We start from the raw sequence: 25,391 nt of genomic DNA on the forward strand, positions 1-25,391 counted from the left end.
GTTCCCTGTCTAGAGATAGTGAACCACGAATCGTTCGGTAAGTGTTTGCGAATGCGCTTGCCTAAGAGACTACTGTTCGATAATCGTTGCGCGAAACAGTAGAATTATCGCAGGAACCCGCAAAAATGCCGCTCGACAGGATTGATATCGCCATTCTCGAGACATTGCAGAAGGATGGGCGGATACCCAATGCAGCGCTCGCCGAAAAGGTCGGCCTGTCGCAGTCGGCCTGTTCGCGGCGGCTGGACAATCTGGAGAAATCCGGAACCATCCGCGGCTATCACGCCCGGCTGTCCAACGCTGCACTTGGGCACCAGATGACGGCGATCGTGCATATATCGCTGTCCGGGCAATTCGAGAAGACGTTGTCGGATTTCGAAGCAGCGATAAAGCGCTGCCCGAACGTCCTGTCCTGCCATCTAATGTCGGGCGAGTATGATTACATCCTGCGCATCGCGGCGAAGGATCTCGTCGACTACGAACGCATCCACAAGGAGTGGCTTTCGGCAATGCCGCATGTGACGAAGATCAATTCGTCCTTTGCCTTGCGCGAAATCGTCGATCGCACGGCCGTTGGAATGAAGCCTGAGCTAGCCTAGGCCCCGAACTCGCCTAAGCCCCGAACTCGCCTAGGCCCCAAACTCGCCTAAACGTTGAATGACTCGGTCACCACACGGTCCATCGGAATATCGTGCGGCTGCGGGTAGATGGTCACGATGCGCTGCAACTCGTAGCCGACGCCGATGACCAGCGGCTTGAACGGCATCGCGGCAAGCGTGCGATCGAAGAAGCCGCCGCCATAGCCCAAGCGAAAATGTCCGGGATCGATGCCGACGATCGGCGAAATGACGATGTCGGGCAGTACCGGATCGCCCTCGGCCGGTATCGGGATATTCCAGACGCCCTTCTCCAGCCGGTCTCCGTGGGTATAGGCGCGAAAGACAAGCGGCCGGTCTTTCTCCACAACGACGGGCAACGCCGTTCGGCCACCCCGCGTGTTAACGGTTTCCATCCACGGGCGCAGGTCCGGCTCGCCGCGAAACGGCCAGTAGAGGCTGACCATGCTTCCGGCGATGTCGCCGATCACCGCGTCGAGACCCTCGGCAATGCGCTGCGACATGGCTGTGCGCATGTCGGCGGAAACGGCAAGGCGGGATGCGATCAACCGCTCGCGCTCGGCCTTGCGCCAGCGCCTGACATCGGTCCATTCGGATAGCGGCGCTTGGAACTCCGGATCGAGCTCGTGCATAAAACAAGGCGGCGAGGCGTACTGCCCTGAGCCTTCATCTTCATCCTTAGCCATGATTCACCTGCAATATACTGTTCCGACCAAGCCCTATCCGGGACGTAGGCTATATCCGGGAATGAGTCTGCAGCATGCGTATTCACGACATCAGGCGACGAGTCCCAGGCAGGTGCAGCGCAGGCATTGCTGCACTGCACAAGGATACTTACATCAGCCTTGGCGAGAGGGATGAGTGAGATGAACACAGCCAACCATCACGTCGTCGTCGTAGGCGCCGGATTCGGCGGCCTCGAATTCACCCGCGCACTTACTGGCGCGCCGGTGCGCATCACCATGATCGATAGGCGCAATCATCACCTCTTTCAGCCGCTACTCTACCAGGTGGCGACGACGGCGCTGGCAACCTCCGAAGTCGCCTGGCCGATCCGCCATCTCCTGCGCAAACGCAAGGACGTGACGACGCTGCTTGCGACCGTGACTGGCATCGACCGCACCGGCAAGCGCGTGCTGCTGCAGGATGGCGGAGCGGTCGCCTACGACACGCTGCTGCTGGCCACCGGTGCGCGGCACGCCTATTTCGGCCATGACGAATGGGAGCCGTTCGCGCCGGGCCTGAAGACGCTGGAGGACGCCACCACCATCCGACGGCGTATTCTTTTGGCTTTCGAGCAGGCCGAGCGGGAAACCGATCCCGCCAAGCGCCAGGCACTGCTGACGCTGGCGATCGTCGGCGGCGGGCCGACCGGCGTGGAATTGGCCGGCACGATTGCCGAACTGGCGCATGACACGCTGCGCGGCGAGTTCCGCAACATCGACACGCGCGAGACGCGTGTGGTGCTGATTGAGGCCGGCGACCGCGTTCTTGCCAATTTCGCGCCGGAGCTCTCCGTTTATGCAATGAAGGCGCTCGAACGACTCGGCGTGACCGTCGAACTCGGCCGGGCGGTTACACGCTGCGATGCTGAGGGTGTCGTCTTCGGCGACAGGCATTTGCCGGCCAGGACAATTCTTTGGGCGGCGGGCGTCGCCGCTTCGCCGGCCGCCGAATGGCTCGGCACGGCAGCGGACCGCGCGGGGGTGCTTGTCGAGCCCGACCTCACTGTGCCGGGAAACCCGGAGATTTTCGTCATCGGTGACGCAGCACACGTCCTGCGGCCGGATGGCCGGCTGGTGCCGGGCGTCGCGCCCGCCGCCAAGCAGCAGGGACGGCACGTCGCCGCGACGATCAAGGCCAGGCTCGCCGGCGAAACAACGGTACGTCCGTTCCGCTACAGGCATGACGGCGATTTGGCGACGATCGGCAAGCGCGCCGCGGCCATCGATTTCGGCTGGATCAAGCTCACCGGCCGGCTTGCCTGGTGGCTATGGGGCTTGGCGCATATCTACTTCCTGATCGGCTTCCGTAACCGGCTTGCGGTTTCCCTGAGCTGGCTATGGATCTACTTCACCGGTCAGCGCAGCGCTCGGCTGATCACCCAGGGCGACGACGACAAGGGCTGATTGTTCGCTGCCGGACGTTCATCGGCGCGTCACCTCCTCTTGATGGAATCGACTTCTGGACTCGGCTGGATTTCGGCGCGAAGCTTTGCTTCGGGCAGGACTTGTCACGTCGTGGAAGAAAGAGAAACGAATGTCCCAATTGCGCCACCTCGTCTCACGCCGCGATTTCCTCGCCGGCGTCGCCACCGGCGGAGCGCTGATCATGCTGCACCCGTTCTCCGCCCGGGCTCAAGCCAATCAGGCGCATCTGAGGATTATGGAGACGACCGACATCCATGTGAACGTGCTTCCTTACGATTACTACGCCGACAAACCTAACGACACGATGGGGCTGTCGCGAACGGCATCATTGATTGAAGCCGTGCGAAAGGAAGCAACCAACGCGATGCTGATCGATAATGGCGACATTCTGCAAGGCAACCCGATGGGCGACTACTTCGCCTACGAGAGGGGCATGAAGGACGGCGATCTGCATCCGGTCATGAAGGGCATGAACCTGCTCGGCTACGAATGCTCGACGCTCGGCAATCACGAATTCAACTACGGCCTGTCGTTCATGGACAAGGTGCTGGCCGGAGCCAATTTCCCGTTCGTCTGCGCGAATTTGATCCGCGGCACGGAGCTTGCCGCGAACCCGCGCGACGACAAGCTTTATCTCAAACCTTACGTCATCCTCGACAGGAAGATCAAAGACGGGTCGGGCGCCGAGCAGCCGATCAGGATCGGCATCATCGGCTTCGTGCCGCCGCAGATCATGGTCTGGGATCTGAAAAATCTCGAGGGCAGCGTCAAGACGCGCGACATCGTCGAGGCGGCCAAGGCGTGGGTGCCGCAGATGAAGGAAGAAGGCGCCGACATCATCATTGCGCTCTCCCATTCTGGCATCGACGTGAAGCAAGGCGACATGATGGAGAATGCCTCCTTCTTCGTTGCCGGCGTCGAAGGTATCGATGCTGTGTTCACCGGCCACCAGCATCTGGTCTTCCCTGGCAAGAAGGACTTTCAGTCGCTGGAAGCCGTCGATACGGCGAAAGGCACGTTGCAAGGTAAGCCCGCCGTCATGGCCGGCTTCTGGGGCTCGCATATGGGGCTGATCGATCTGTTGCTGGAGCGCGACGGATCGACATGGAAAATCGTCTCGGCGACCTCTGAGGCCAGGCCTATCTTTGAGCGGGTCGACAAGACGAACAAGCCGATCGTCGCTGACGACCAGCGCATCGTCGACGCGCTCAAACAGGACCACGAGGCGACGCTTGCCTATGTGCGTCGGCCGGTCGGCAAAACCTCGGCGCCGCTCTATTCCTATTTTGCGCTGGTCGCCGACGATCCATCGGTGCAGATCGTCAGCCAGGCGCAGACCTGGTACTTGAAGGACATCCTGAAGAACACCGAGTGGAAGGATATGCCGCTGCTGTCAGCGGCGGCACCGTTCAAGGCGGGCGGGCGCAACGGCGCCGACTATTACACCGACGTGCCGGTGGGCGATATCGCCATAAAGAACGTCGCCGACCTCTATCTCTATCCAAACACGGTGCGCGCCGTCGAAATCACGGGGGCAGAGGTGAAGGAATGGCTGGAAATGTCGGCCGGCATCTTCAACCGGATCGAGCCGGGCAAAGCTGACCAGGCGCTCATCAACACCGACTTCCCGTCTTATAATTTCGACGTGATCGACGGCGTCACCTACCGGATCGACCTGTCGCAGCCACCGAAATATGATTCGAAGGGCGGGCTGGTGAACGCTGGCTCGAACCGCATCATTGACTTGATGTTCGACGGCAAACCAATTGATCCCATGCGGAAATTCGTCGTCGCAACCAACAACTACCGGACCGGCGGCGGCGGCAATTTCCCGGAGATCAATGCCTCGAAGATCATCTACGAAGCGCCCGACACCAACCGCGACGTGATCGTGCGCTATATCGTCAGCAAAGGCACCATCAACCCGTCGGCGGATGCCAACTGGTCGTTTGCGCCGCTGCCGGAAACCAGCGTCGTGTTCGAGACCGGCGCCAAGGCGAGAGAATTTATTGCGCAAGTGAAGTCGCTGAAGATCGAGCCGGCGGGCGAGGGCGAAGCGGGGTTTTCCAAATACCGCATCACTCTTTGAGGCGAGGATTTGAGCGTCGGCTCGAAACTGTCTCAGCGTTAAGATACTGTCCCGATACGGCCGATCCGTTTGAGGCAGGCAGCCTCTTCAGGCAGGTGGTGCGAAACGCCGCTTGACGGCAGGCATGACCAGATCCAGCGCATCCGTCGAAATCCCACCGGAATAATCGTCCGGCAGTTGGTCGATCGAGGCGGGGTCGTCGAGGCCTTGTGAAAAGCCGCCGCCGGAATAGGGACCGAGCAGGTAGACGCGGCTGCCGACGCTGTCCATACGGTCGAGAAAACGGGCGGGCCAGCCCCACATCCACTTTGCGACATTGACGGGGATGAGCAAGGTGCCCTGGCGGCAGGCATCCGGAACGTAGCCACTCCAGCCGAGCGCAGCATAGCGAAGAATGCAGCGCGTCAGGGATGCGCGGCTCAGCGTATGCATGTCCGGCAACGCTGCCTTCACTGCTTCTATAGGCCTGTCGCCGCCATAGACCGTCAGATTGGCGCGCTCGGCCGGCGTCAATGTGGCGAGCCAGGCGGCCAGCATCTCGCCTTCCTTGGGATCGTTGCTTTTGATGTTGATATTAAAACGCCGGTTCGGGAAGCGCTGCAAGACTTCATCCAGCGACGGCATCATGCCGACACCCTTGCCGCGAAACGGAAAGGTCTTGCCGCCATCGGCAGTGTAGCCATAACCGATATCGAGCGTCTTCAATTCGGACATCGCATGGCGGCGCGTTTCTCCCTTGCCGTTGGTGCGACAATCCAGCGTCCAATCGTGGAAGACGGCGAACTTGCCGTCCGTAGTGGGATGGACATCGAGTTCGAGCGCGTCCGCACCGAGCGCGAAGGCGGCTTCCATCGAGGGTATCGTGTTTTCGAGGAAGGAATGGCGCGGCGTCAGCATGCGATCGGCCGTGCATGTTTCCGATCCGAGGTTCGTACGGTCGAAATCCTGAGCCAGGCCGCGATGGGCAAGCACCGAAGGGGTGACGGCCGGCCGGCTCGACAGCAGCGAAGTGTTGTTGAGCCAGATGCCGCCTGCAGCGACAAGAACTGCAATGAGGGAGATCGTCCGTTTTCGCATGGTATGATTCCTGAAGCGGTCGTCGAAGCCGAGCGGGGTTATCTTTCCAAGCCGCCTGCAGCGGTAGCGCCAGTTTGGCCAGCAAGCATCGCAGCAGACAGACCAAAGACCGTTAAAATTCGGGGAGGGTCCCAGCAGGGCCGGAATCACTATGGTTGCAACCACCCATATGCGCTAGTTTTAGCCATGCGTTATGTCATCATCATCACGACCGTCACCTTCTTCCTGATCTGGGACGGCATTTACAACCAAGGCCGCTACCTCGACAGGACCATCAGGGAGGTGACCCGCGTCGTGCACTATGTAACCAGTATGGTGTAGTTTCTCTTCTTCGCCACGGTTCGCCGACGCGACATCCTGCCGATTGACGGCACGCTCCCGCTGACACAAAAGAACGCCGGTCCAACGGTCGAGGAGGCTGGGTTGATCCGGCATATCGTTTTCTTCAGCGCGCGTCGTAAAGTGGACGTCGAGGCGGTGCGTACGGGTCTGCTGGCGCTCGGCAAGATACCCCACTCGCGCCGTTTCGAGGTGACGCTCAACACCAAGGTCGACCCGCTCTCGGATGAAATCGATGTGGTCGTCTACGCCGAGTTCGAAGACGAGGCAGCGCTCGCCGCCTACAAGGCGCATCCGCTCTATGCAGAGACCACCAGCCGGGTAAAACCGCTGCGCGAATTGCGTTATTCGGCCGATATAGTGGCAAGTTGACCGCCCTAAGGCAGATTTCACGTCGCGGAGCGGGGCCGCGCCGCAGCCCGATTCATTCCGTCTGAGCCGCGGAGGTCTCGGTCGGATCGACGCCCGGCCGCTTTGGCGCGTTCCAGATCAGCACGGCGATAACTGCTATCGCAATAACGGCCAGGGCAATGAAAAGGTCTCTTCCCCTGGCAATGAGCTAGGATGATTTTTGACGGCGGCAAGTCGGCTCCTCGCGGCCGGGCACTGCGATCGCCGCCGAGGTGCCGGCTAAGCCCTTGAACCATTTTCAGGAATGAGGCACACCGCGCGGGACATGACCGAGAACACCCCCGCAAGCCCTCATCCGCTCGATCACCTGGTGTTGCCAACCGCGAGCCTCGATGTTGCGCGGGCGCGCTTGACCTTGCTCGGCTTTACCGTTGCGCCGACGGGTATCCATCCCTTCGGAACGGAAAACTGTTGTGTCTTCCTCACCGACGGTACCTATCTCGAGCCGCTCGCGGTCGCCGACCGACAGGCCGTGGCAACGGCGATCGCGAACCGCAATGTCTTTGTCGCGCGGGATCACACCTATCGCGAAAGAAACGGTGATGAAGGATTTTCTGCCGTGGTGCTGGGCACCGAAAGCGCCGCCGCGGACCACGCGCGCTTCATCGAAGCCGGACTGTCGGCGGGAGACATGCTCAGCTTTTCGCGCGCCTTCGCTGATGCGACAGGAAAGAGCGACACCGCATCATTCAAGCTTGCCTTCGCGGCTCTAGGCAAGGCAACGGACGCTTTTCTCTTCGCCTGCGAACGGATCAATGCGCCGAAGGTCGACCGCACCGCTTTGCAGGCCCACGCTAATGGCGCAACCGGCATTGTCGAAGTCGTGGCAGTCAGCCGCGAACCTTCCGAACAAGGCCATGTGATTTCGATCGCAGCCGGGATGGAGGCGCAGAGCGGCACTGTCTATAAGCTGCCGAATGCCGCTGTGACCGTTCTGGATCCTGCAGCCTTTGCGGCACGCTTCGGCATTCCCGCCGGCGCGCCGTCTGAACTCCGCTTTGCTGGGATCGTCTTTTCGATTAGGCACTGCGACACCGTCGCAAAGCTGCTTGCAGCCAATTCCGTCGAACACGACATACGCGGCGGTGATATCATCGTGTCGCCGGCGCCAGGGCAGGGCGCGGCCTTCATTTTCCGGGAGATCGCATGAACAAGCTCAATCCTCTGATGCCAAATTCTTCCGTTGCGATCGGAAAGGTCATTTTCGGCAACAGCGCGCCCCTATCGCTGATCGCCGGTCCATGCCAGCTGGAATCGCGGCAGCACGCTTTCGACATGGCCGGTGCGCTGAAGGAATTGACCGAACGGCTCGGCATCGGGCTCGTCTACAAGACCAGCTACGACAAGGCCAATCGCACCTCGCTTGGCGGCACGCGCGGTGCGGGACTTGAAGCGGCAATGCCGATCTTCGACGATTTGCGCAAGAATTTTTCGCTGCCGATCCTGACCGACGTCCACACTGAGGAACAATGCGCGATCGTCGCGCCGAATGTCGACATTCTGCAGATTCCTGCCTTCCTCAGCCGGCAGACCGATTTGCTAATTGCTGCGGCAAGAACCGGCAAGGTGGTCAATGTAAAGAAGGGCCAATTCCTCGCGCCATGGGACATGAAGAACGTCGTCGCCAAGATCACCGGCTCCGGCAACGCCAATGTCTTGGTGACCGAGCGCGGCGCATCCTTTGGTTACAACACCTTGGTGTCCGACATGAGGGCGCTGCCGATCATGGCCGAGATCGGCGCGCCGGTCATTTTCGATGCCACTCATTCGGTGCAGCAGCCGGGCGGGCAGGGCGGTTCGTCTGGGGGCGACCGGCGCTTTGTCGAGACGCTGGCGCGCGCGGCTGTCGCGGTTGGCGTCGCCGGCGTCTTCATCGAGACGCACCAGGACCCCGACAACGCGCCTTCCGACGGCCCCAACATGGTGCCGCTAAAGGATCTTCCCGCATTGCTTGAACGGCTGATGGCGTTCGATCGCATCGCCAAGAGCGTGGGTTGAACCAGCAGTTGCGCCACAGCAGCGTCGCCAAGAAAACTTTGAAGAATTTCGAACCTGTCTGGAACCTTAGCCCGCGGCCCTCATTGTCAAAATCTAATGTCAACGACGACGAGGAGCACACCATGACGACCCAGACGGGACACACCGAAGCCATTGCCGCTTCGCGGGTTATCGGCACATCGGTCTACAACACGGAAGGCACTCATATCGGCGACATTGAGGACGTCATGCTCGACAAATTGTCGAACGGAATCATGTTCGCCGTGATCGGTTTTGGCGGATTTCTCGGCATTGGCGAGAAATACCACGCCATTCCGTGGGCGAGCCTTGATTATGATGAGAACAGGGGTGGCTATGTCGTGCCGTTCACCAAAGACCAGCTGATGGCCGCTCCTTCCTACTCGATCAACGAGCTGACCGGCGCCGACGGCGAGGCAGCACGTGACGCCTCATACAACTACTACAAGGTCGAGCCTTACTGGCACTGACTAAGTCTCCTGGAATCAAAAAGGCCCCCGGGAAATCGGGGGCCTTTCGATGTGGCGGGATGCTACTGCGCAATTTGCAGGGCCGGCAAAGGCGACGATCCCTGCGGGGGTTGCTGATTGTCGCACGACGTCAGGAACGCAGCCGCAATCAGGAACAAACTCACAATACCGCTCAACTGGGACATGGCGAAACTCCTCCTGTTTCGCCCCGCGCGACAACAGCCATAAACCAGAAACCGGCATGCCGCGCATGACAAATGATGACAGCGCTTTGTGCTTCGTGAATCCCAAGAGCGGCAATGGGCGCACGGGCAATATTTGCAAGTGCCCCGATTGCGTTTTGCAGCGCTTTGGCTAAGAGGTGCGCGACGCTTCAATCGATCAATCGGGGACATCGCAATGACGGCCATCATCGACATTGTCGGGCGTGAAATCCTGGACAGCCGCGGAAATCCGACCGTCGAGGTCGACGTCGTGCTCGAAGACGGCTCAATGGGCCGCGCCGCGGTGCCGTCCGGCGCATCGACCGGCGCGCATGAGGCGGTCGAACTGCGCGACGGCGGCCCCCGCTATCTCGGCAAGGGCGTGCTCAGGGCGGTTGAGGCAGTGAACGGCGAGCTGTTCGAGGCGATCGGCGGCATGGAGGCCGAGAATCAGATCCACATCGACCAAACCATGATCGAGCTCGATGGTACGCCTAACAAGAGCCGGCTCGGCGCCAATGCCATTCTCGGTGTGTCGCTGGCCGTGGCCAAGGCCGCGGCCGAAGCGGCCGGCCTGCCGCTCTACCGTTATGTCGGCGGCACCAAGGCGCATGTGCTGCCGGTGCCGATGATGAACATCATCAACGGCGGTGCGCATGCCGACAACCCGATCGATTTCCAGGAATTCATGATTCTGCCGATCGGCGCGCCGACGCTGCGCGATGGCGTGCGCTGGGGCTCGGAGATATTCCACACGCTGCGGAAGAGGCTGAAGGATGCCGGCCATAACACCAATGTCGGCGACGAGGGCGGCTTTGCCCCCAACCTGAAAAGCGCGCCGGCCGCGCTCGACTTCATCATGGAATCGATCGAGAAGGCCGGCTTCAGGCCAGGCGAGGAGGTCGCACTCGGACTCGACTGCGCGGCGACCGAGTTCTTCAAGGACGGCAACTACGTCTATGAAGGCGAGAAGAAGACCCGCGACCCGAAGGCGCAAGCCAAATATCTGGCCAAGCTCGCTGCCGACTACCCGATCATCACCATCGAGGACGGCCTGGCCGAGGACGACTGGGACGGCTGGAAAATGCTGACCGACCTCATCGGCAAGCAAACGCAGCTGGTTGGCGACGATCTGTTCGTCACCAACACGGCGCGGTTGCGCGACGGCATCCGCATGGGTGTCGCCAATTCGATCCTGGTCAAGGTCAACCAGATCGGCTCGCTTACCGAAACGCTCGACGCCGTCGAGACCGCGCACAAGGCCGGCTATACCGCGGTGATGTCGCACCGCTCGGGCGAGACCGAGGATTCGACCATCGCCGACCTCGCCGTTGCCACCAATTGCGGGCAGATCAAGACTGGCTCGCTGTCACGCTCGGACCGCATGGCCAAGTACAACCAGCTCATCCGCATCGAAGAGGAGCTCGGCAAGCAGGCGCGGTATGCCGGCAAGTCGATCGTTAAAAGCTGATTTTCGACAGAAAATCCGAGCGAGCGAGGGCGGGGACATTCCCGCCCTTTTGCTTTCAGGGCTCCGAATCCAGCAATCCGTAACCGTCCATTAAGCACAATCGGGCGACAAAGGCGGCGCAGAGGATTCGGACCATGTGGACACGCCAGCACAAGCAAAGAAACACCGGCCGGCTGATCATCCCCTCGCTCTGCGTGGTGTTCCTGACCTATTTCGGCTTCCATGCCTATCATGGCGAGTTCGGCATCTATTCCAAGTATCGGCTCGAAGCCGAGACTGTCGAATTGCAGGGCAGGCTTGATGCCGTCAAGGCACGCCGGATCGACCTGGAGCGCCGCGTCCAGCTGATGCATGAGGGCACGCTCGAGAAGGACATGCTGGACGAGCAGGCGCGCAAGGCGCTCAATCTGTCCCATGCCGACGAGATCACCATCATGCTGCCGGTCGCAAGATAACGCAATTTCAGTTAATCGGCGATATTTGCAATGATTTTAGGCGCTTAGATGCATGACAGCCATGCGTTTTCGGCATGGCGAAAGCCTTCCCTGCATGTTAGCCTGCCTCAAATCGGTGGGAGAACTGATCTCCCTCGCTGTCCGCCAAGAGACGCCAACAGGGAGTGATGCATGGCCACCGCCGCCAGAAAAGCGCCTGCCAAATCCAAATCCGACGGCAAAACGATGGGCCTTTCCACCCCAAAGCCGGTTGAATTCACCAAAGACCAGGAGCTTGCCGCCTACCGGCACATGCTGCTCATCCGCCGCTTCGAGGAAAAGGCCGGCCAGCTTTACGGCATGGGCTTCATCGGCGGTTTCTGCCATCTCTACATCGGCCAGGAGGCGGTCGTTACCGGCATGAAGATGGCGCTGATCGATGGCGACCAGATGATCACCGCCTATCGCGACCATGGCCATATGCTGGCCATGGAGTTGTCGCCGCGCGGCGTCATGGCCGAACTGACCGGGCGCCGTAGCGGCCTGTCGAGAGGCAAGGGCGGCTCCATGCACATGTTCTCCAAGGAGAAGCATTTTTACGGCGGCCACGGCATCGTCGGCGCGCAAGTGTCGCTCGGCACCGGCATTGCCTTCGCCAACCGCTATCGCGGCAACAACAATATGACGCTGACCTATTTCGGCGATGGCGCCGCGAATCAGGGCCAGGTCTACGAAAGCTTCAATATGGCCTCGCTATGGAAGCTTCCGGTGGTCTACATCATCGAGAACAACCGCTACGCCATGGGCACCTCGGTCTCGCGCTCGTCGGCCGAGACGGATTTTTCGCATCGCGGCGCCTCCTTCAAGATTCCAGGCATCCAGGTCGACGGCATGGATGTGCGCGCCGTCAAGGCCGCCGGCGACCTCGCCGCCGAATGGTGCCGCGCCGGCAACGGGCCGCTCATTCTCGAAATGCAGACCTACCGCTACCGCGGCCATTCGATGTCGGATCCAGCAAAATACCGCTCCAAGGAAGAAGTGCAGAAAATGCGCTCCGAACGTGACCCGATCGAACAGGTCAAGGCACGGTTGCTCGACAAGAAATGGGCAAGCGAGGACGAGCTCAAGGCCATCGACAAGGAAGTCCGCGACGTTGTCGCCGACGCTGCAGAATTTGCCCAGAACGACGCGGAGCCGGATCCGTCCGAGCTCTGGACCGATATCGTACTTTAACGAGAGGGCAAGGACATGCCGATCGAAATTCTCATGCCCGCCCTCTCGCCGACCATGGAAGAGGGTAATGTTTCCAAGTGGTTGAAGAAAGAAGGCGACAAAGTCGCAGCCGGTGACGCCATTGCCGAGATCGAAACCGACAAGGCAACGATGGAAGTCGAAGCCGTCGATGAAGGCACACTTGCCAAGATCGTGGTTCCTGCCGGCACCGAAGGCGTCAAGGTCAACACGCTGATCGCTGTGCTGGCCCTCGATGGCGAAGACATCGACGAGGCGGGCGAAGGCATTGGCGAGGAGGCTGTCGAGTCGCAAGCGGCAGCGCCCGCGGCTGCTCCGGCCCCCGCGGCTGCTCCGGCCCCCGCTGCTGCTCCGGCCCCCGCTGCTGCTCCGGCCAAGAGCGAAGCGGCAACACCTGTTGCCGCCGCGCCCAAGCTGGAAATTGCCGCCGATCCGGACATCCCGGCCGGCACCGAAATGGTCTCGACCACGGTGCGTGAAGCGTTGCGCGACGCAATGGCGGAGGAAATGCGCCGCGACGGCGACGTCTTCGTCATGGGCGAGGAAGTCGCCGAGTACCAGGGCGCCTACAAGATCACACAAGGCCTGTTGCAGGAATTCGGTCCGAGACGCGTGGTCGACACGCCGATCACCGAGCACGGCTTTGCCGGCGTTGGTGTTGGCGCGGCGATGGCCGGCCTGAAGCCGATCGTCGAATTCATGACCTTCAACTTCGCCATGCAGGCGATCGACCAGATCATCAATTCAGCCGCCAAGACGCTCTACATGTCCGGCGGCCAGATGGGCGCCCCGATCGTCTTTCGCGGCCCGAACGGCGCTGCTGCCCGCGTCGCCGCGCAGCATTCGCAGTGCTATGCCGCCTGGTACAGCCATATTCCTGGATTGAAGGTGGTGATGCCTTATACCGCCGCCGACGCCAAGGGTCTGCTCAAGGCGGCGATCCGCGATCCGAACCCGGTCATCTTCCTCGAAAACGAAATCCTTTACGGCCACTCCTTCGACGTGCCGACGATGGACGATTTCGTGTTGCCGATCGGCAAGGCGCGCATTCACAAATCCGGCAAGGACGTGACCATCGTCTCGTTCGGCATCGGCATGACCTACGCGATCAAGGCGGAGGCGGAGTTGCGCGGCATGGGCATCGATGCCGAGATCATCGACTTGCGCACTATCCGCCCGCTCGACTTCGACACGATCATCGCCTCGGTCAAAAAGACCAATCGCCTGGTGGTGGTCGAGGAAGGCTTTCCGCAGAACTCGGTCGGCGACCATATCGCCAATCAGGTCTCACAGCGCGCCTTCGATTTCCTCGACGCACCGGTCATTACCATTGCCGGCAAGGACGTGCCGATGCCCTATGCGGCGAACCTCGAAAAGCTGGCGCTGCCCAATGTCGGCGAGGTCGTCGAGGCGGTCAAAGCCGTCACGTATCGCTGAGCAGGGCGGGAGGACAAAATGCCGATCAACATCACCATGCCGGCGCTGTCGCCCACGATGGAAGAGGGCAATCTTTCCAAGTGGTTGGTCAAGGAAGGCGACAAGGTTTCGCCGGGCGACGTGATTGCCGAAATCGAGACCGACAAGGCAACGATGGAAGTCGAAGCCGTCGACGAAGGCACGGTTGCCAAGCTGGTGGTTCCGGCCGGCACTGAAGGCGTCAAGGTCAATGCGCTGATCGCGGTGCTGGCGGCCGAGGGCGAGGATGCTGCTTCTGCCGCCAAAAGCGGTGATGGCGCTGCGCCGGCAAAGGCTGAGGCGAAGCAGGAAAAAGCGCCAATCTCCCCACCCGTGGGGGAGATGTCGACGAAGTCGACAGAGGGGGGCGCTGTCCCTCCTGCCGCAGGGAGCGAGGCGCCCCCCTCTGGCCTGCCGGCCATCTCCCCCACACGGGGGGAGATCAGCCAATCCGCGAACGGCCGCATCTTCGCCTCGCCGCTGGCCCGCCGCATCGCCAAGGAAGCCGGTGTCGATGTGTCGGCGGTGACGGGCTCCGGCCCGCATGGTCGCGTGGTCAGGGCCGATGTCGAGGCCGCAATTTCCAGTGGCGGCGCCAAGGCGGCACCAGCAGCAAAAGCAGCGGCCGCCGGTGCTCCGGCACCTGCGGCAGCAGCACCCAAGCCAATGTCCGACGAGCAGGTGCTCAAACTGTTTGCCGAAGGCTCCTACGAGCTGGTCCCCCACGACAATATGCGCAAGACAATTGCGCGGCGGCTGGTCGAGGCCAAGACCACCATCCCGCATTTCTATCTGACGCTCGACTGCGAGCTCGACGCACTTCTGGCCCTGCGCACGCAGATCAATGCGGCCGCCCCGGTGAAGAAGACCGAGAAGGGGGAAACGCCGGCCTATAAGCTTTCCGTCAATGACATGGTCATCAAGGCTCTGGCCATGGCGCTGATGGCGGTGCCGGATGCCAATGCGTCGTGGACAGAAAACGCCATGGTCAAGCACAAGCATGCCGATGTCGGTGTTGCAGTGTCGATCCCCGGCGGCTTGATCACGCCAATCATCCGGCGTGCCGACGAAAAGACGCTGTCCGTTATCTCCAACGAGATGAAGGATCTTGCCGGCCGCGCCCGCAGCCGCAAGCTGAAGCCGGAAGAATATCAGGGCGGCACCACGGCAGTGTCCAATCTCGGCATGTTCGGCATCAAGGATTTTTCTGCCGTCATCAACCCACCGCATGCGACGATCCTGGCGGTCGGCGCCGGAGAGCAACGCGCGGTGGTCAAGAACGGCGAGATCAAGATCGCCACGATCATGTCGGTGACGTTGTCGACCGATCACCGCGCCGTCGACGGTGCGCTCGGCGCCGAGCTGCTCGTCGCCTTCAAACGCATGGTCGAAAACCCGATGGGCATGCTGGTCTAAGAGAAGGGAACAGGGCGGTGCGGAAATTCTTCACCAGCCTTTTTGCCTTCTTTCTTTCCGGTTTGGCCGGCGGATTGGTGGCGCAGTGGCTCGCCGTCGCAACCAATGCCGACGTAGAGTACATCCTTGTGTTTATGATTTCGGCTCTCGTCACCGTCCTCGTGACGGTCGCGTTCTTCATCGCACAATTCATGTCGGACCCACGACGGGCAACAAAGCTGACGGCGACCATAGGGGTAGCGTTTTTTGTGCTCGTTGGAGTTTCCCTGATCGGCTGGACTTTCTCCCAGCCCCCAGGCAAGAGCCAATGGTCGGGCGATCTTCCCATAGTCGCGGGTCTCGTCCTGCCGGGCATCGCTACGGTGCTGGTCCAGTGGCTTTTCGTGCGCTGGCGATTGGCGCGCTCGCAACCAGGTTTCGGCGGGGCAGGCACATGAAGACGGTCCTCTGCTACGGCGATTCGCTTACTTGGGGCTATGACGCGGCAAACCTCGGCCGACATCCGCTGGAAGATCGCTGGCCGAGCGTGCTGCAGGCGGCATTGGGCAGCGGCGTCGAGGTCATCGCCGAAGGCCTGAATGGCCGAACCACCGCCTTCGACGATCACTTGGCCGGAGCGGACCGCAATGGCGCAAGGCTGTTGCCAACGATCCTGACGACTCATGCGCCGATCGATTTGATCGTCATCATGCTCGGCGCCAACGATATGAAGCCGTGGATTCACGGCAATCCGGTCGCGGCCAAACAAGGCGTGCAACGCCTGATCGATATTGTGCGCGGTCATGATTACCCGTTCGATTGGCCGGCGCCGCAGATCCTGATCGTCGCGCCGCCCGTAGTCAGCCGCACGGAAAACGCCGAGTTCAAAGAAATGTTCGCCGGCGGAGATGACGCGTCAAAGCGGCTGGCGCCGCAATATTCCGCCCTTGCCGACGAGGCCGGCTGCGGCTTCTTCAATGCGGGCACGGTGGCCGAAACGACGCCGCTGGACGGCGTCCACCTTGACGCGGAAAACACGCGGAGCATCGGGCAAGCGCTGGCGCCGCTCGTGCGCGTCATGCTGGAATTGTGAAGGAGAAAAGCCGTGGCTGAGAACTACGACGTTATCATCATCGGCTCCGGCCCCGGCGGCTATGTCACTGCAGTGCGTTCGGCGCAGCTTGGCTTCAAGACGGCGATTGTCGAGCGCGAGCACTTGGGCGGCATCTGCCTCAACTGGGGCTGCATTCCGACCAAAGCGCTGCTGCGCTCGGCCGAGATCATGCACTATTCGGATCATCTGAAGGATTACGGCCTGAAGATCGACGGCAAGGTCAGCGTCGACACCGCCGCCGTCGTCGATCGCTCGCGAAAGGTCTCGCTGCGGCTCAACGGCGGCGTCGGCTTCCTGATGAAGAAGAACAAGGTCGACGTCATCTGGGGCGAAGCCAAACTGACGAAACCCGGCGAGATCGTCGTGTCGAAATCGTCGAAGAAGCCGATGGAGCCGCAGCCGCCGGCGCCCAAGGGCGTCAAAGGCGAGGGCACCTACACCGCCAAGCACATCATCCTGGCGACCGGAGCCAGGCCGCGCGCATTGCCCGGCATCGAGCCGGACGGCAAGTTGATCTGGACCTATTTCGAGGCGATGGTGCCGAAAGAGATGCCGAAGTCGCTGCTGGTGATGGGCTCGGGCGCCATCGGCATCGAGTTCGCCTCGTTTTACCGCACTATGGGCGCAGAGGTGACGGTGGTTGAATTGCTGCCGGCTGTGATGCCGGTCGAGGACGCCGAAGTGTCGAAGTTTGCGCAAAAGCAGTTCGAGAAGCAGGGCATGAAGATCATCCTCGATGCCAAGGTGACCAAGGTCGAGAAGGGCGCCAATTCGGTCACCGCGCATGTCGAGATGAAGGACGGCAAGGTCGAGAAGATCACCGCCGACCGCATGATTTCAGCCGTCGGGGTACAGGGCAATATCGAAAATCTCGGCCTCGAGGCGCTCGGCGTGAAGACCGAACGCGGTTGCATCGTCGTCGACGGCTACGGCAAGACCAACGTGCCCGGCATCTATGCCATCGGCGATGTCGCCGGACCGCCGATGCTCGCCCACAAGGCCGAGCATGAGGGCGTGGTGTGTGTGGAAAAGATTGCCAATTTCGCCGGCGTGCATGCCATCGACAAGCTGAAGATCCCGGGCTGCACCTATTGCAATCCGCAAGTCGCCTCGGTCGGACTGACGGAAGCCAAAGCGAAAGCCGATGGCAAGGACATCCGCGTCGGCCGCTTCCAGTTCGCCGCAAACGGCAAGGCGATTGCGCTGGGCGAAGACCAAGGCTTCGTCAAGACCATTTTCGACAAGAAGACCGGCCAGTTGCTGGGTGCCCACATGGTTGGCGCAGAAGTAACCGAACTGATCCAGGGCTTCGTCGTGGCTATGAACCTGGAAACCACCGAGGAAGAGCTGATGCACACAATCTTCCCGCACCCGACGCTGTCGGAGATGATGAAGGAGAGTGTTCTCGACGCCTATGGCCGTGCGCTGAACGCATGATAAATTGGCTGCGCGAGACTCACACATGTATGTCAAGGAACTCGACGGCAAGGTAATTCGTTTCCGGATGCATTCATCACCACAGGAGAGGGCATATGGACGTGAACGGTGTGGGCTGGGTAGCAGCCATCATCATCGGCGGTTTGGCAGGCTGGTTTGCCGAGATGTTCATGAAGAGCAACACCGGCATCTTGATGAACATCATTCTTGGCATCGTCGGCGCGATCGTGCTGAATGCCATCCTGCAGGCGCTCAACATCGGCGCCTTCGGCGCCGGCTGGATCGCCTATCTGATCACCGGTTTCATTGGTGCCTGCCTGCTGATCTGGGTAGGACGCATGGTGCGCCGTTAATTGCTGAACTCATGCCATGCGAAAACGGCTGTGGCGGCATGCGCCGCCGCGGCCTTTTTCTTTGCAGCGAAAAGTCCTAGATGACTTGGGAAAGCGAACGTCGGACAGGCGATCGCGAATGAACCGGATTTCATATGGTCACCGTCCTTGACACGATCGCCAATGCGCCGCGCCTGCGGCATCCTGAAAAGGCGCACAAGCCCGATCAGGACGTGCTGCGCAAGCCCGACTGGATCCGCGTCAAGGCGCCGATGTCGAAAGGCTATGCCGAGACGCGCGAGATCGTGAAGTCGCATAAGCTGGTGACGGTGTGCGAAGAGGCCGGTTGCCCCAATATCGGCGAGTGCTGGGAAAAGAAGCACGCCACCTTCATGATCATGGGCGAGATCTGCACGCGCGCCTGCGCCTTCTGCAACGTGGCTACCGGTATACCGACTGCGCTTGATCCCGATGAGCCGGCGCGCGTCGCACACGCCGTCAAGCAAATGGGCCTAAGCCATGTCGTCATCACCTCAGTCGACCGCGACGATCTCGCCGATGGCGGAGCTCAGCACTTTGCCGAGGTCATCCGCGCCATCAGGGCGGCAACGCCCCTGACGACGATCGAAATCCTGACGCCCGACTTCCTGCGCAAGGACGGCGCGCTGGAGATTGTCGTGGCGGCCAAGCCCGACGTTTTCAACCATAATCTCGAGACCGTGCCGTCGAACTATCTGACGGTTCGGCCGGGTGCGCGCTACTTCCACTCGATCAGGCTCTTGCAGCGGGTCAAGGAACTCGACCCGTCGATCTTCACCAAGTCCGGCATCATGGTTGGCCTTGGCGAGGAGCGGAACGAAATCCTGCAGCTGATGGACGATCTGCGTTCGGCCAATGTCGACTTCATGACCATCGGCCAATATCTTCAGCCGTCGAAGAAGCACCATCCGGTGATCCGCTTTGTCACACCGGAGGAGTTCAAGTCCTTCGAGACGATCGGCCGGACCAAGGGCTTCCTGCTGGTGGCGTCGAGCCCGCTGACGCGCTCGTCGCACCATGCCGGCGACGATTTCGCCAGGTTGCGCGCGGCGCGCGAAGCGTTTCTTAGGAAGTCCGCCTAACAAACTGGTTTCATGCCACAATTCGAAGCCCATCGCCGCGTCGCGCATACGCCTGAACAGATGTTCGCTCTGGTCGCGGATATCGAATCCTATCCGCAATTCCTGCCGCTTTGCGAGGCACTTACGGTTCGTTCGCGCAAGGAACGCGACGGACGCACGCTGCTCATCGCCGACATGAGCATTGGCTACAAGGCGATCCGCGAGACTTTCACCACGCAGGTGCTGCTGAAGCCTGACGAGAACGCCATCGACGTCAAATATATCGACGGCCCGTTCAAATATCTGAGCAATGTCTGGCGCTTCGACCCGGCGGACGGCGGTGGTTGCAACGTCTGCTTCTTTATCGACTATGAGTTCAAGAGCCGCATTTTGGGTGCGCTCATGGGAACCATGTTCGACCGCGCCTTCCGCATGTTCTCCGAGGCGTTCGAGAAACGCGCCGAAATCATCTACGGCACGCCATCGGCGGCCTGATCCGCAGCGAGCGCGCGCAGACCCAGTTCAAGCGCATGCCGGACCGTTTCCCGGCGGATGAAATCACGGCCCTTGTCGGCGAACAGCTGGCATTCGCTGACCACCGGCCGGCCAGCCACGGCAACGCCGAACCAGACCAGGCCGACAGGTTTTTCCGCTGAGCCACCGCCCGGACCGGCGATGCCGGTCACCGCGAGCGCAAGCCCGGCGGGCGAATGGGCCAAGGCGCCGGCCGCCATCTCCACCGCAGTCTCGCGCGAGACCGCCCCGTTCGCCTCGAGTGTAACGGCCGAGACGCCGAGCATCTCGGTCTTGGCCTGGTTGGAATAGGTGATGAAGCCGCGATCGACCACAGTGGAAGAGCCGGCAATGTCGGTCAGCGTGGCGATGATCATGCCGCCGGTGCAGCTCTCCGCCGTCGCCAGCATGATGCCGCGCTGCTGGCAGGCCTGAAGCAGGGCATCTGCGAGATCGCTATTGCTCATTCGGGGACATCCCCTGGAAACACAACGCTGGCGGTCGCGATGGCCGCTATGCCTTCCTCACGGCCGACGAAGCCGAGCTTCTCATTGGTTGTCGCCTTGATCGAGATGCGGTCGCGCGAAATTCGCAACATTGCGGAAAGCGTTTCGGTCATGGCCTCGCGATGCGGGCCGACGCGCGGCGCCTCGCAAACCAATGTGATGTCGGCGTTGGCGATGCGCCCGCCGCGCTCGCGCACCAGCTTCGCTGCGTGTTCGACGAAGATGCGTGAAGCGGCCCCTTTCCACTGCGGGTCGGAGGGCGGGAAATGCGTGCCGATGTCACCGGCGCCGCAGGTGGCGAGCAGCGCGTCGGTCAACGCATGCAGGCCGACATCGGCATCCGAATGGCCGGACAATTTCCTGTCGTGCGGAATAGCGACACCGCACAGGGTGACATGGTCGCCGGGCTCGAAGGCATGGACGTCGTAGCCGTTGCCGGTTCGGATGTCCGGAAAACGTGAGGCGCTGGAAAGCCGCTGATCCGCCATCGCAATATCCCGTGCCCAGGTCAGTTTGACATTGTCCGGCGAGCCGGGAACGATCTTCACCGGAATATGCGCCCATTCGGCGATTGCCGCATCGTCGGTGAAATCCGCCTTGCCCAATTGATGAGCCTTTTCGTGCGCGGCCAGGATCGGCCAGAACGGAAAGCCTTGTGGTGTCTGTGCGGCATGGAGCCCGGCCCTGGACACTGTTTCGCCGCTCATGCCTTCGGCCGTTTCGCGCTTCAGCGTATCGGCAACGGGCAAAGCAGGCAGCGCTCCCTGGCGCTCTTCAATGGCGGCGATCGTGCGATCTATCAGTTCCGCATCGACAAACGGCCGAGCCGCATCATGGATCAGGACCCGGCCCGGCGCATGGCTTCTCAACGCCAGCAGTCCAAGCCGGACGGACTCCTGCCGTGACGTACCGCCGATCACAGCGACGACACGGTCGGCGTTCGCGCCGGCGGCGCGGCGGAAAAGCGCGCCGTCTTCGGCATGGATAGCAACGACGACAGGTCCAATTTTCGGATGCGTCAGAAAGGCGTCGAGCGTGCGTGCGATAACGGCGCCGCCGCCAATCTGCTGGTACTGCTTCGGCCCATTGGCCTGCCCCGCGCGCGCGCCGCGCCCGGCAGCAACGATGACCACGGCGACCTTGTCGTCGGCAGCTGGCTTTTCGCTGACATGTCTCATGCCGAGACGCTTAGCGCATGATCCTGAAAAGTGGTATCGCTTTCACAAGACCTAGGATTGATGCCGTCCGGCGATCCATATTTTTCCCAAATGCGCCTTAATGTCACGACATTGCGCGTTGCACATTGCCGTCGTTCTGGCTAGAGAATGTGCAGCAATCGAAGGTGCTTGGTTTTTGTGCATGCCTGATGTGACCAAATTGGCTTCGCCGCTGGAGGTGGGTGGCGTGAGAATCCGCAACCGCGTGTTTCTCGCGCCGATGTCGGGCATTACCGACGAACCGTTCCGGCAGCGCGCCCATGCGCATGGCGCCGGGCTGGTTGTATCGGAAATGGTGGCGAGCGGCGAGCTTGCAAAGGGCAGGGCTGGCTCGGGCCTGCGCATCCGTCATTCCGGGCTGCCTGTCCACATGGTCCAGCTTGCCGGCCGCGACGCGGTGCACATGGCCGAGGGCGCACGAATCGCAGCCGGCGAAGGCGCCGACATCATCGACATCAACATGGGCTGTCCGGCCAAGAAGGTGACGGGCGGCTATGCCGGTTCGGCACTGATGCGAGACCTCGACCACGCGCTGTCGCTGATCGAAGCGGTAGTCGGCGCGGTCGACGTGCCGGTCACGGTCAAGATGCGGCTTGGCTGGGACGAGAGCGCGCTCAACGCGCCGATGCTGGCGCGACGCGCCGAGCAGGCTGGCGTCAGGATGGTGACGGTGCACGGCCGAACACGTTGCCAGTTCTATCAGGGCAAGGCCGACTGGCGTGCCATCGCACGCGTCAAGCAGGCCGTCTCCATTCCTGTCGTTGCCAATGGCGATGTCGGCTCGCCGGCAGAGGCAGCGATGATCCTCGACCAGTCCGGCGCCGACGCGGTGATGATCGGCCGTGCGCACTACGGCGCGCCGTGGATTGCCGGCAGCATTGTAGCGGCGGCGCTGGCCGAGCCAATATCCGGCATGCCGGACAGCCCGCAAGCGCTGACCGACTACGTCATTGCCCATTACGAAGACATGCTGACGCTCTATGGCGTCGAAAGCGGATTGCGCCAAGCGCGCAAGCATCTCGGCTGGTATCTCGACCGCCATGTCGCCACAAGCGATGACCGGCGCAAGGCCATCCTCACGTCTTTCGAGCCTGGGCGGGTCATTGCCTTGCTGCGCGACATGTTTTCAAGCGCTCCCGAAGCGCCGAACCTGCGGAGTGCGGCATGAACGCCACCGTCACACAGAGCACGGACATGGCGGACGCCGCGCATATTGTGCTCAACACCATTCGTCGGCCGGTGATCATGGTCGATCCGCAAGGCTTCATCACCTTCGCCAATGCCGATGCCGAGGACTTTTTCCGCTCGAGCGCCACGATGCTCGCCCGCAACACGCTGCACAAGCTCATTCCTTTCGGCAGTCCGCTGCTGACGCTTGTCGACCAGGTGCGCGAGCGCCGGGCGCCGGTCAACGAATACCGGGTCGACGTGTCGTCGCCGCGTCTCGGCATCGAGAAGGTGGTCGACCTCTACGTCGCGCCGGTGACGGAATTTCCAGGCTCCGTCGTGGTGATGTTCCAGGAACGCTCAATGGCCGACAAGATCGACCGGCAGATGACGCATCGCGGTGCGGCGCGCTCGGTCACCGGCCTTGCCGCCATGCTTGCCCATGAGATCAAGAACCCGCTGTCCGGCATTCGTGGCGCCGCGCAGCTGCTTGAGCTGTCGGCGTCCGACGAGGATCGCGCGCTGACGCGTTTGATCACCGACGAGACCGACCGCATTGTCTCGCTGGTCGACCGCATGGAGGTGTTTTCGGACGAGCGGCCGATCGACCGCTACCCCGTCAACATCCATGTCGTGCTCGACCATGTCAAAGCAATCGCCAAGAACGGTTTTGCCAAGCGGATCAAGATATTAGAGGACTATGATCCATCATTGCCTCCGGTTTTTGCCAATCGCGACCAGCTCATCCAGGTGTTCCTCAATCTGGTAAAAAATGCCGCCGAGGCGATCGGCAGCGATCCGCAGGGCGAGATCACGCTGTCGACTGCCTTCCGCCCGGGCATCCGTGTTTCCGTGCCTGGAACGCAGGACCGGGTGTCGCTGCCATTGGAATTCTGCGTGCGCGACAACGGTTCGGGTGTCTCCGAGGATATCCTGCCGATCCTCTTCGATCCCTTCATCACCACCAAGCCGAACGGCTCCGGTCTCGGTCTGGCGCTGGTCGCAAAGATCGTCGGCGAGCATGGCGGCATCATTGAATGCGAATCGACGCCGCGCGGGACCACCTTCCGCATCCTGATGCCGGCGTGGAAAGAAACCCAGTTTGCCGACGACGACGGTGAAGGAGACCGCAAATGACCATTCGCGGCAATATTCTCGTCGCCGACGACGATGCGGCCATCCGCACTGTCCTCAACCAGGCGCTTTCGCGCGTCGGTCACGACGTGCGCGTCACCTCCAATGCCTCGACGCTGTGGCGCTGGGTGGCCGCGGGCGAGGGGGATCTGGTCATCACCGACGTTGTCATGCCTGACGAGAACGCCTTCGACATGCTGCCGCGCATCAAGAAGGCGCGACCGGAACTGCCGGTCATCGTCATGAGTGCGCAGAACACGTTCATGACGGCGATCCGGGCCTCCGAAACCGGAGCCTATGAATATCTGCCAAAACCGTTCGACCTGACGGAGCTGCTCAACATCGTCAATCGGGCGCTTTCCGAGCCGCGGCGGCCCAAGATCGATACGCGTGCCGACGAGCCGCCTGAAACGATGCCGCTGGTCGGCCGCTCGGCGGCCATGCAGGACATCTACCGCATGCTGGCGCGGATGATGCAGACCGACCTGACGGTGATGATCTCAGGCGAATCGGGTACCGGCAAGGAACTGGTGGCGCGCGCGCTGCATGAATATGGCCGCCGCCGAGGCGGTCCTTTCGTCGCCATCAACATGGCGGCGATCCCGCGCGACCTGATCGAATCGGAACTATTCGGGCACGAGAAGGGCGCCTTTACCGGCGCACAGAGCCGCTCCACTGGCCGTTTCGAGCAGGCCGAAGGCGGCACGCTGTTCCTCGACGAGATCGGCGATATGCCGATGGAAGCGCAGACGCGGCTTCTGCGTGTGTTGCAGCAGGGCGAATACACCACGGTCGGCGGCCGCACGCCGATCAAGACCGACGTGCGCATCGTCGCTGCCACCAACAAGGACCTGCGCACGCTGATCAATCAGGGGCTTTTCCGCGAGGACCTGTTCTACCGCTTGAACGTTGTGCCGCTCAGGCTGCCGGCGCTGCGCGAGCGATCGGAGGACATTCCGGACCTCGTCCGGCACTTCTTCAAGCTCGGCGCCAGTGAAGGCCTGCAGACCAAGCGCATTTCCACCGGCGGCATCGAGCTGATGAAGCGCTACCCATGGCCTGGCAACGTGCGCGAACTCGAAAACCTCATCCGCAGGCTGGCTGCACTGTATTCGCAGGACGAGATATCCGCCGAGATCATCGAGGCGGAGTTGAAGACTGGCGAAAGGCCTGTCGTTCCAGGTGGCGGCAACCTCATTCCCGACGACCTTTCCATCGGCCAGGCGGTGGAGCATTTCCTGCAGCGCTATTTTGCCTCGTTTGCCGGCGACTTGCCGCCGGCCGGCCTCTATCAGCGAATCCTCTCCGAGGTCGAGTATCCACTGGTCCTCGCCTCGATGACCGCAACGCGCGGTAACCAGATCAAGGCCGCCGAATTGCTAGGACTCAACCGCAACACGCTGCGCAAGAAGATTCGCGAACTCGGCGTCAACGTCTACAAGTCCTCCAGGCAGGTCTAGACGAACCCCTTACGAGCGCTTTCCAGGGGATCG

At 61.5% G+C, this 25,391-nt stretch carries 26 protein-coding genes; 22 read left to right on the forward strand and 4 right to left on the reverse strand.

Annotation, left to right across the window (positions count from 1 at the left end; all coding sequences use genetic code 11):
* The first annotated feature begins 125 nt into the window (after window positions 1-125).
* Window positions 126-599, forward strand: a complete 474-nt coding sequence (locus tag NKH37_RS00305; protein WP_023675099.1) for an Lrp/AsnC family transcriptional regulator — start codon at window positions 126-128, stop codon at window positions 597-599.
* Window positions 600-646: 47 nt separating this feature from the next.
* Here the strand turns inward: NKH37_RS00305 and NKH37_RS00310 are convergent, their stop codons facing one another.
* Window positions 647-1,303, reverse strand: a complete 657-nt coding sequence (locus tag NKH37_RS00310; RefSeq protein WP_352496509.1) for a 5-formyltetrahydrofolate cyclo-ligase — start codon at window positions 1,301-1,303, stop codon at window positions 647-649.
* A 180-nt stretch (window positions 1,304-1,483) separates the two neighbouring features.
* Between NKH37_RS00310 and NKH37_RS00315 the strand changes: the two genes are divergently transcribed.
* Both NKH37_RS00315 and NKH37_RS00320 read left to right on the forward strand, forming a co-directional pair.
* Entirely contained in the window at window positions 1,484-2,746 is a 1,263-nt protein-coding gene (locus NKH37_RS00315) for an NAD(P)/FAD-dependent oxidoreductase (protein ID WP_353006130.1), read from the forward strand.
* Between the two features lie 130 nt (window positions 2,747-2,876).
* On the forward strand, window positions 2,877-4,856 hold the full coding sequence (locus NKH37_RS00320) for a bifunctional 2',3'-cyclic-nucleotide 2'-phosphodiesterase/3'-nucleotidase (protein ID WP_353040721.1): 1,980 nt from the start codon (window positions 2,877-2,879) through the stop codon (window positions 4,854-4,856).
* 87 nt (window positions 4,857-4,943) lie between these two features.
* Here the strand turns inward: NKH37_RS00320 and NKH37_RS00325 are convergent, their stop codons facing one another.
* A complete protein-coding gene (locus NKH37_RS00325) occupies window positions 4,944-5,933 on the reverse strand; it encodes a glycerophosphodiester phosphodiesterase family protein (RefSeq protein WP_352587546.1) in 990 nt (329 codons plus the stop codon).
* Between the two features lie 186 nt (window positions 5,934-6,119).
* On the opposite strand from NKH37_RS00325, the gene NKH37_RS00330 reads away from it, so the two are divergent.
* From NKH37_RS00330 to NKH37_RS00405, 16 genes are all read left to right on the forward strand, one after another.
* Entirely contained in the window at window positions 6,120-6,254 is a 135-nt protein-coding gene (locus NKH37_RS00330) for a hypothetical protein (protein WP_023675095.1), read from the forward strand.
* 102 nt (window positions 6,255-6,356) lie between these two features.
* Complete coding sequence (locus NKH37_RS00335; RefSeq protein WP_023717556.1) at window positions 6,357-6,644, forward strand: Dabb family protein; 288 nt, start codon at window positions 6,357-6,359, stop codon at window positions 6,642-6,644.
* A gap of 304 nt (window positions 6,645-6,948) precedes the next feature.
* Window positions 6,949-7,833, forward strand: coding sequence for a VOC family protein (locus NKH37_RS00340; RefSeq protein WP_023717557.1), 885 nt, complete (start codon window positions 6,949-6,951; stop codon window positions 7,831-7,833).
* Window positions 7,830-8,681, forward strand: coding sequence for a 3-deoxy-8-phosphooctulonate synthase (gene kdsA, locus NKH37_RS00345; protein ID WP_352587543.1), 852 nt, complete (start codon window positions 7,830-7,832; stop codon window positions 8,679-8,681). The genes NKH37_RS00340 and kdsA overlap by 4 nt, the downstream gene beginning before the upstream one ends.
* A gap of 122 nt (window positions 8,682-8,803) precedes the next feature.
* Window positions 8,804-9,169, forward strand: coding sequence for a PRC-barrel domain-containing protein (locus NKH37_RS00350; protein WP_023717559.1), 366 nt, complete (start codon window positions 8,804-8,806; stop codon window positions 9,167-9,169).
* A gap of 399 nt (window positions 9,170-9,568) precedes the next feature.
* Complete coding sequence (gene eno / locus NKH37_RS00355) at window positions 9,569-10,843, forward strand: phosphopyruvate hydratase (RefSeq protein WP_023717560.1); 1,275 nt, start codon at window positions 9,569-9,571, stop codon at window positions 10,841-10,843.
* A 134-nt stretch (window positions 10,844-10,977) separates the two neighbouring features.
* A complete protein-coding gene (locus NKH37_RS00360) occupies window positions 10,978-11,298 on the forward strand; it encodes an FtsB family cell division protein (protein WP_023717561.1) in 321 nt (106 codons plus the stop codon).
* 171 nt (window positions 11,299-11,469) lie between these two features.
* Window positions 11,470-12,510, forward strand: coding sequence for a pyruvate dehydrogenase (acetyl-transferring) E1 component subunit alpha (gene pdhA / locus NKH37_RS00365; protein WP_502895946.1), 1,041 nt, complete (start codon window positions 11,470-11,472; stop codon window positions 12,508-12,510).
* Window positions 12,511-12,525: 15 nt separating this feature from the next.
* Window positions 12,526-13,965: a pyruvate dehydrogenase complex E1 component subunit beta gene (locus NKH37_RS00370; RefSeq protein ID WP_353006128.1), complete on the forward strand. Its 1,440-nt coding sequence runs from the start codon at window positions 12,526-12,528 to the stop codon at window positions 13,963-13,965.
* Window positions 13,966-13,983: 18 nt separating this feature from the next.
* Window positions 13,984-15,399 carry a pyruvate dehydrogenase complex dihydrolipoamide acetyltransferase gene (locus tag NKH37_RS00375; protein ID WP_023717564.1) on the forward strand — a complete coding sequence of 472 codons (1,416 nt, stop codon included), beginning with the start codon at window positions 13,984-13,986 and terminating at the stop codon, window positions 15,397-15,399.
* Window positions 15,400-15,416: 17 nt separating this feature from the next.
* Window positions 15,417-15,836, forward strand: coding sequence for a hypothetical protein (locus NKH37_RS00380; protein ID WP_023717565.1), 420 nt, complete (start codon window positions 15,417-15,419; stop codon window positions 15,834-15,836).
* Window positions 15,833-16,471, forward strand: a complete 639-nt coding sequence (locus NKH37_RS00385) for an SGNH/GDSL hydrolase family protein (RefSeq protein ID WP_352858553.1) — start codon at window positions 15,833-15,835, stop codon at window positions 16,469-16,471. The genes NKH37_RS00380 and NKH37_RS00385 overlap by 4 nt, the downstream gene beginning before the upstream one ends.
* Window positions 16,472-16,483: 12 nt before the next feature.
* Window positions 16,484-17,929 carry a dihydrolipoyl dehydrogenase gene (gene lpdA / locus NKH37_RS00390; RefSeq protein ID WP_352496542.1) on the forward strand — a complete coding sequence of 482 codons (1,446 nt, stop codon included), beginning with the start codon at window positions 16,484-16,486 and terminating at the stop codon, window positions 17,927-17,929.
* Window positions 17,930-18,024: 95 nt separating this feature from the next.
* Complete coding sequence (locus NKH37_RS00395; protein WP_023717568.1) at window positions 18,025-18,282, forward strand: GlsB/YeaQ/YmgE family stress response membrane protein; 258 nt, start codon at window positions 18,025-18,027, stop codon at window positions 18,280-18,282.
* Window positions 18,283-18,416: 134 nt separating this feature from the next.
* Window positions 18,417-19,382, forward strand: a complete 966-nt coding sequence (lipA, locus tag NKH37_RS00400; protein WP_023717570.1) for a lipoyl synthase — start codon at window positions 18,417-18,419, stop codon at window positions 19,380-19,382.
* Window positions 19,383-19,394: 12 nt separating this feature from the next.
* Window positions 19,395-19,856 carry a type II toxin-antitoxin system RatA family toxin gene (locus NKH37_RS00405; protein WP_023717571.1) on the forward strand — a complete coding sequence of 154 codons (462 nt, stop codon included), beginning with the start codon at window positions 19,395-19,397 and terminating at the stop codon, window positions 19,854-19,856.
* Here NKH37_RS00405 and NKH37_RS00410 read toward each other — a convergent pair.
* Both NKH37_RS00410 and NKH37_RS00415 read right to left on the reverse strand, forming a co-directional pair.
* Entirely contained in the window at window positions 19,832-20,341 is a 510-nt protein-coding gene (locus NKH37_RS00410; protein WP_352496543.1) for a CinA family protein, read from the reverse strand. The genes NKH37_RS00405 and NKH37_RS00410 overlap by 25 nt on opposite strands.
* Window positions 20,338-21,558 (reverse strand): bifunctional 2-C-methyl-D-erythritol 4-phosphate cytidylyltransferase/2-C-methyl-D-erythritol 2,4-cyclodiphosphate synthase, encoded by a 1,221-nt coding sequence (locus tag NKH37_RS00415; RefSeq protein WP_023717573.1) that lies wholly within the window; start codon window positions 21,556-21,558, stop codon window positions 20,338-20,340. The genes NKH37_RS00410 and NKH37_RS00415 overlap by 4 nt, the downstream gene beginning before the upstream one ends.
* Window positions 21,559-21,739: 181 nt before the next feature.
* On the opposite strand from NKH37_RS00415, the gene dusB reads away from it, so the two are divergent.
* The 3 genes from dusB to ntrC are packed head-to-tail and all read left to right on the forward strand — an operon-like array spanning window position 21,740 to window position 25,358.
* Window positions 21,740-22,765, forward strand: a complete 1,026-nt coding sequence (gene dusB, locus NKH37_RS00420; RefSeq protein WP_353006127.1) for a tRNA dihydrouridine synthase DusB — start codon at window positions 21,740-21,742, stop codon at window positions 22,763-22,765.
* Window positions 22,762-23,901, forward strand: a complete 1,140-nt coding sequence (locus tag NKH37_RS00425) for a two-component system sensor histidine kinase NtrB (protein ID WP_352587536.1) — start codon at window positions 22,762-22,764, stop codon at window positions 23,899-23,901. The genes dusB and NKH37_RS00425 overlap by 4 nt, the downstream gene beginning before the upstream one ends.
* On the forward strand, window positions 23,898-25,358 hold the full coding sequence (ntrC, locus tag NKH37_RS00430; RefSeq protein ID WP_023717576.1) for a nitrogen regulation protein NR(I): 1,461 nt from the start codon (window positions 23,898-23,900) through the stop codon (window positions 25,356-25,358). Before NKH37_RS00425 ends, ntrC begins: the two co-directional genes overlap by 4 nt.
* Window positions 25,359-25,391 lie beyond the last annotated feature (33 nt).

Origin of the sequence: Mesorhizobium sp. M1217 (assembly GCF_040318275.1) — a bacterium.
Lineage (GTDB): Bacteria > Pseudomonadota > Alphaproteobacteria > Rhizobiales > Rhizobiaceae > Mesorhizobium.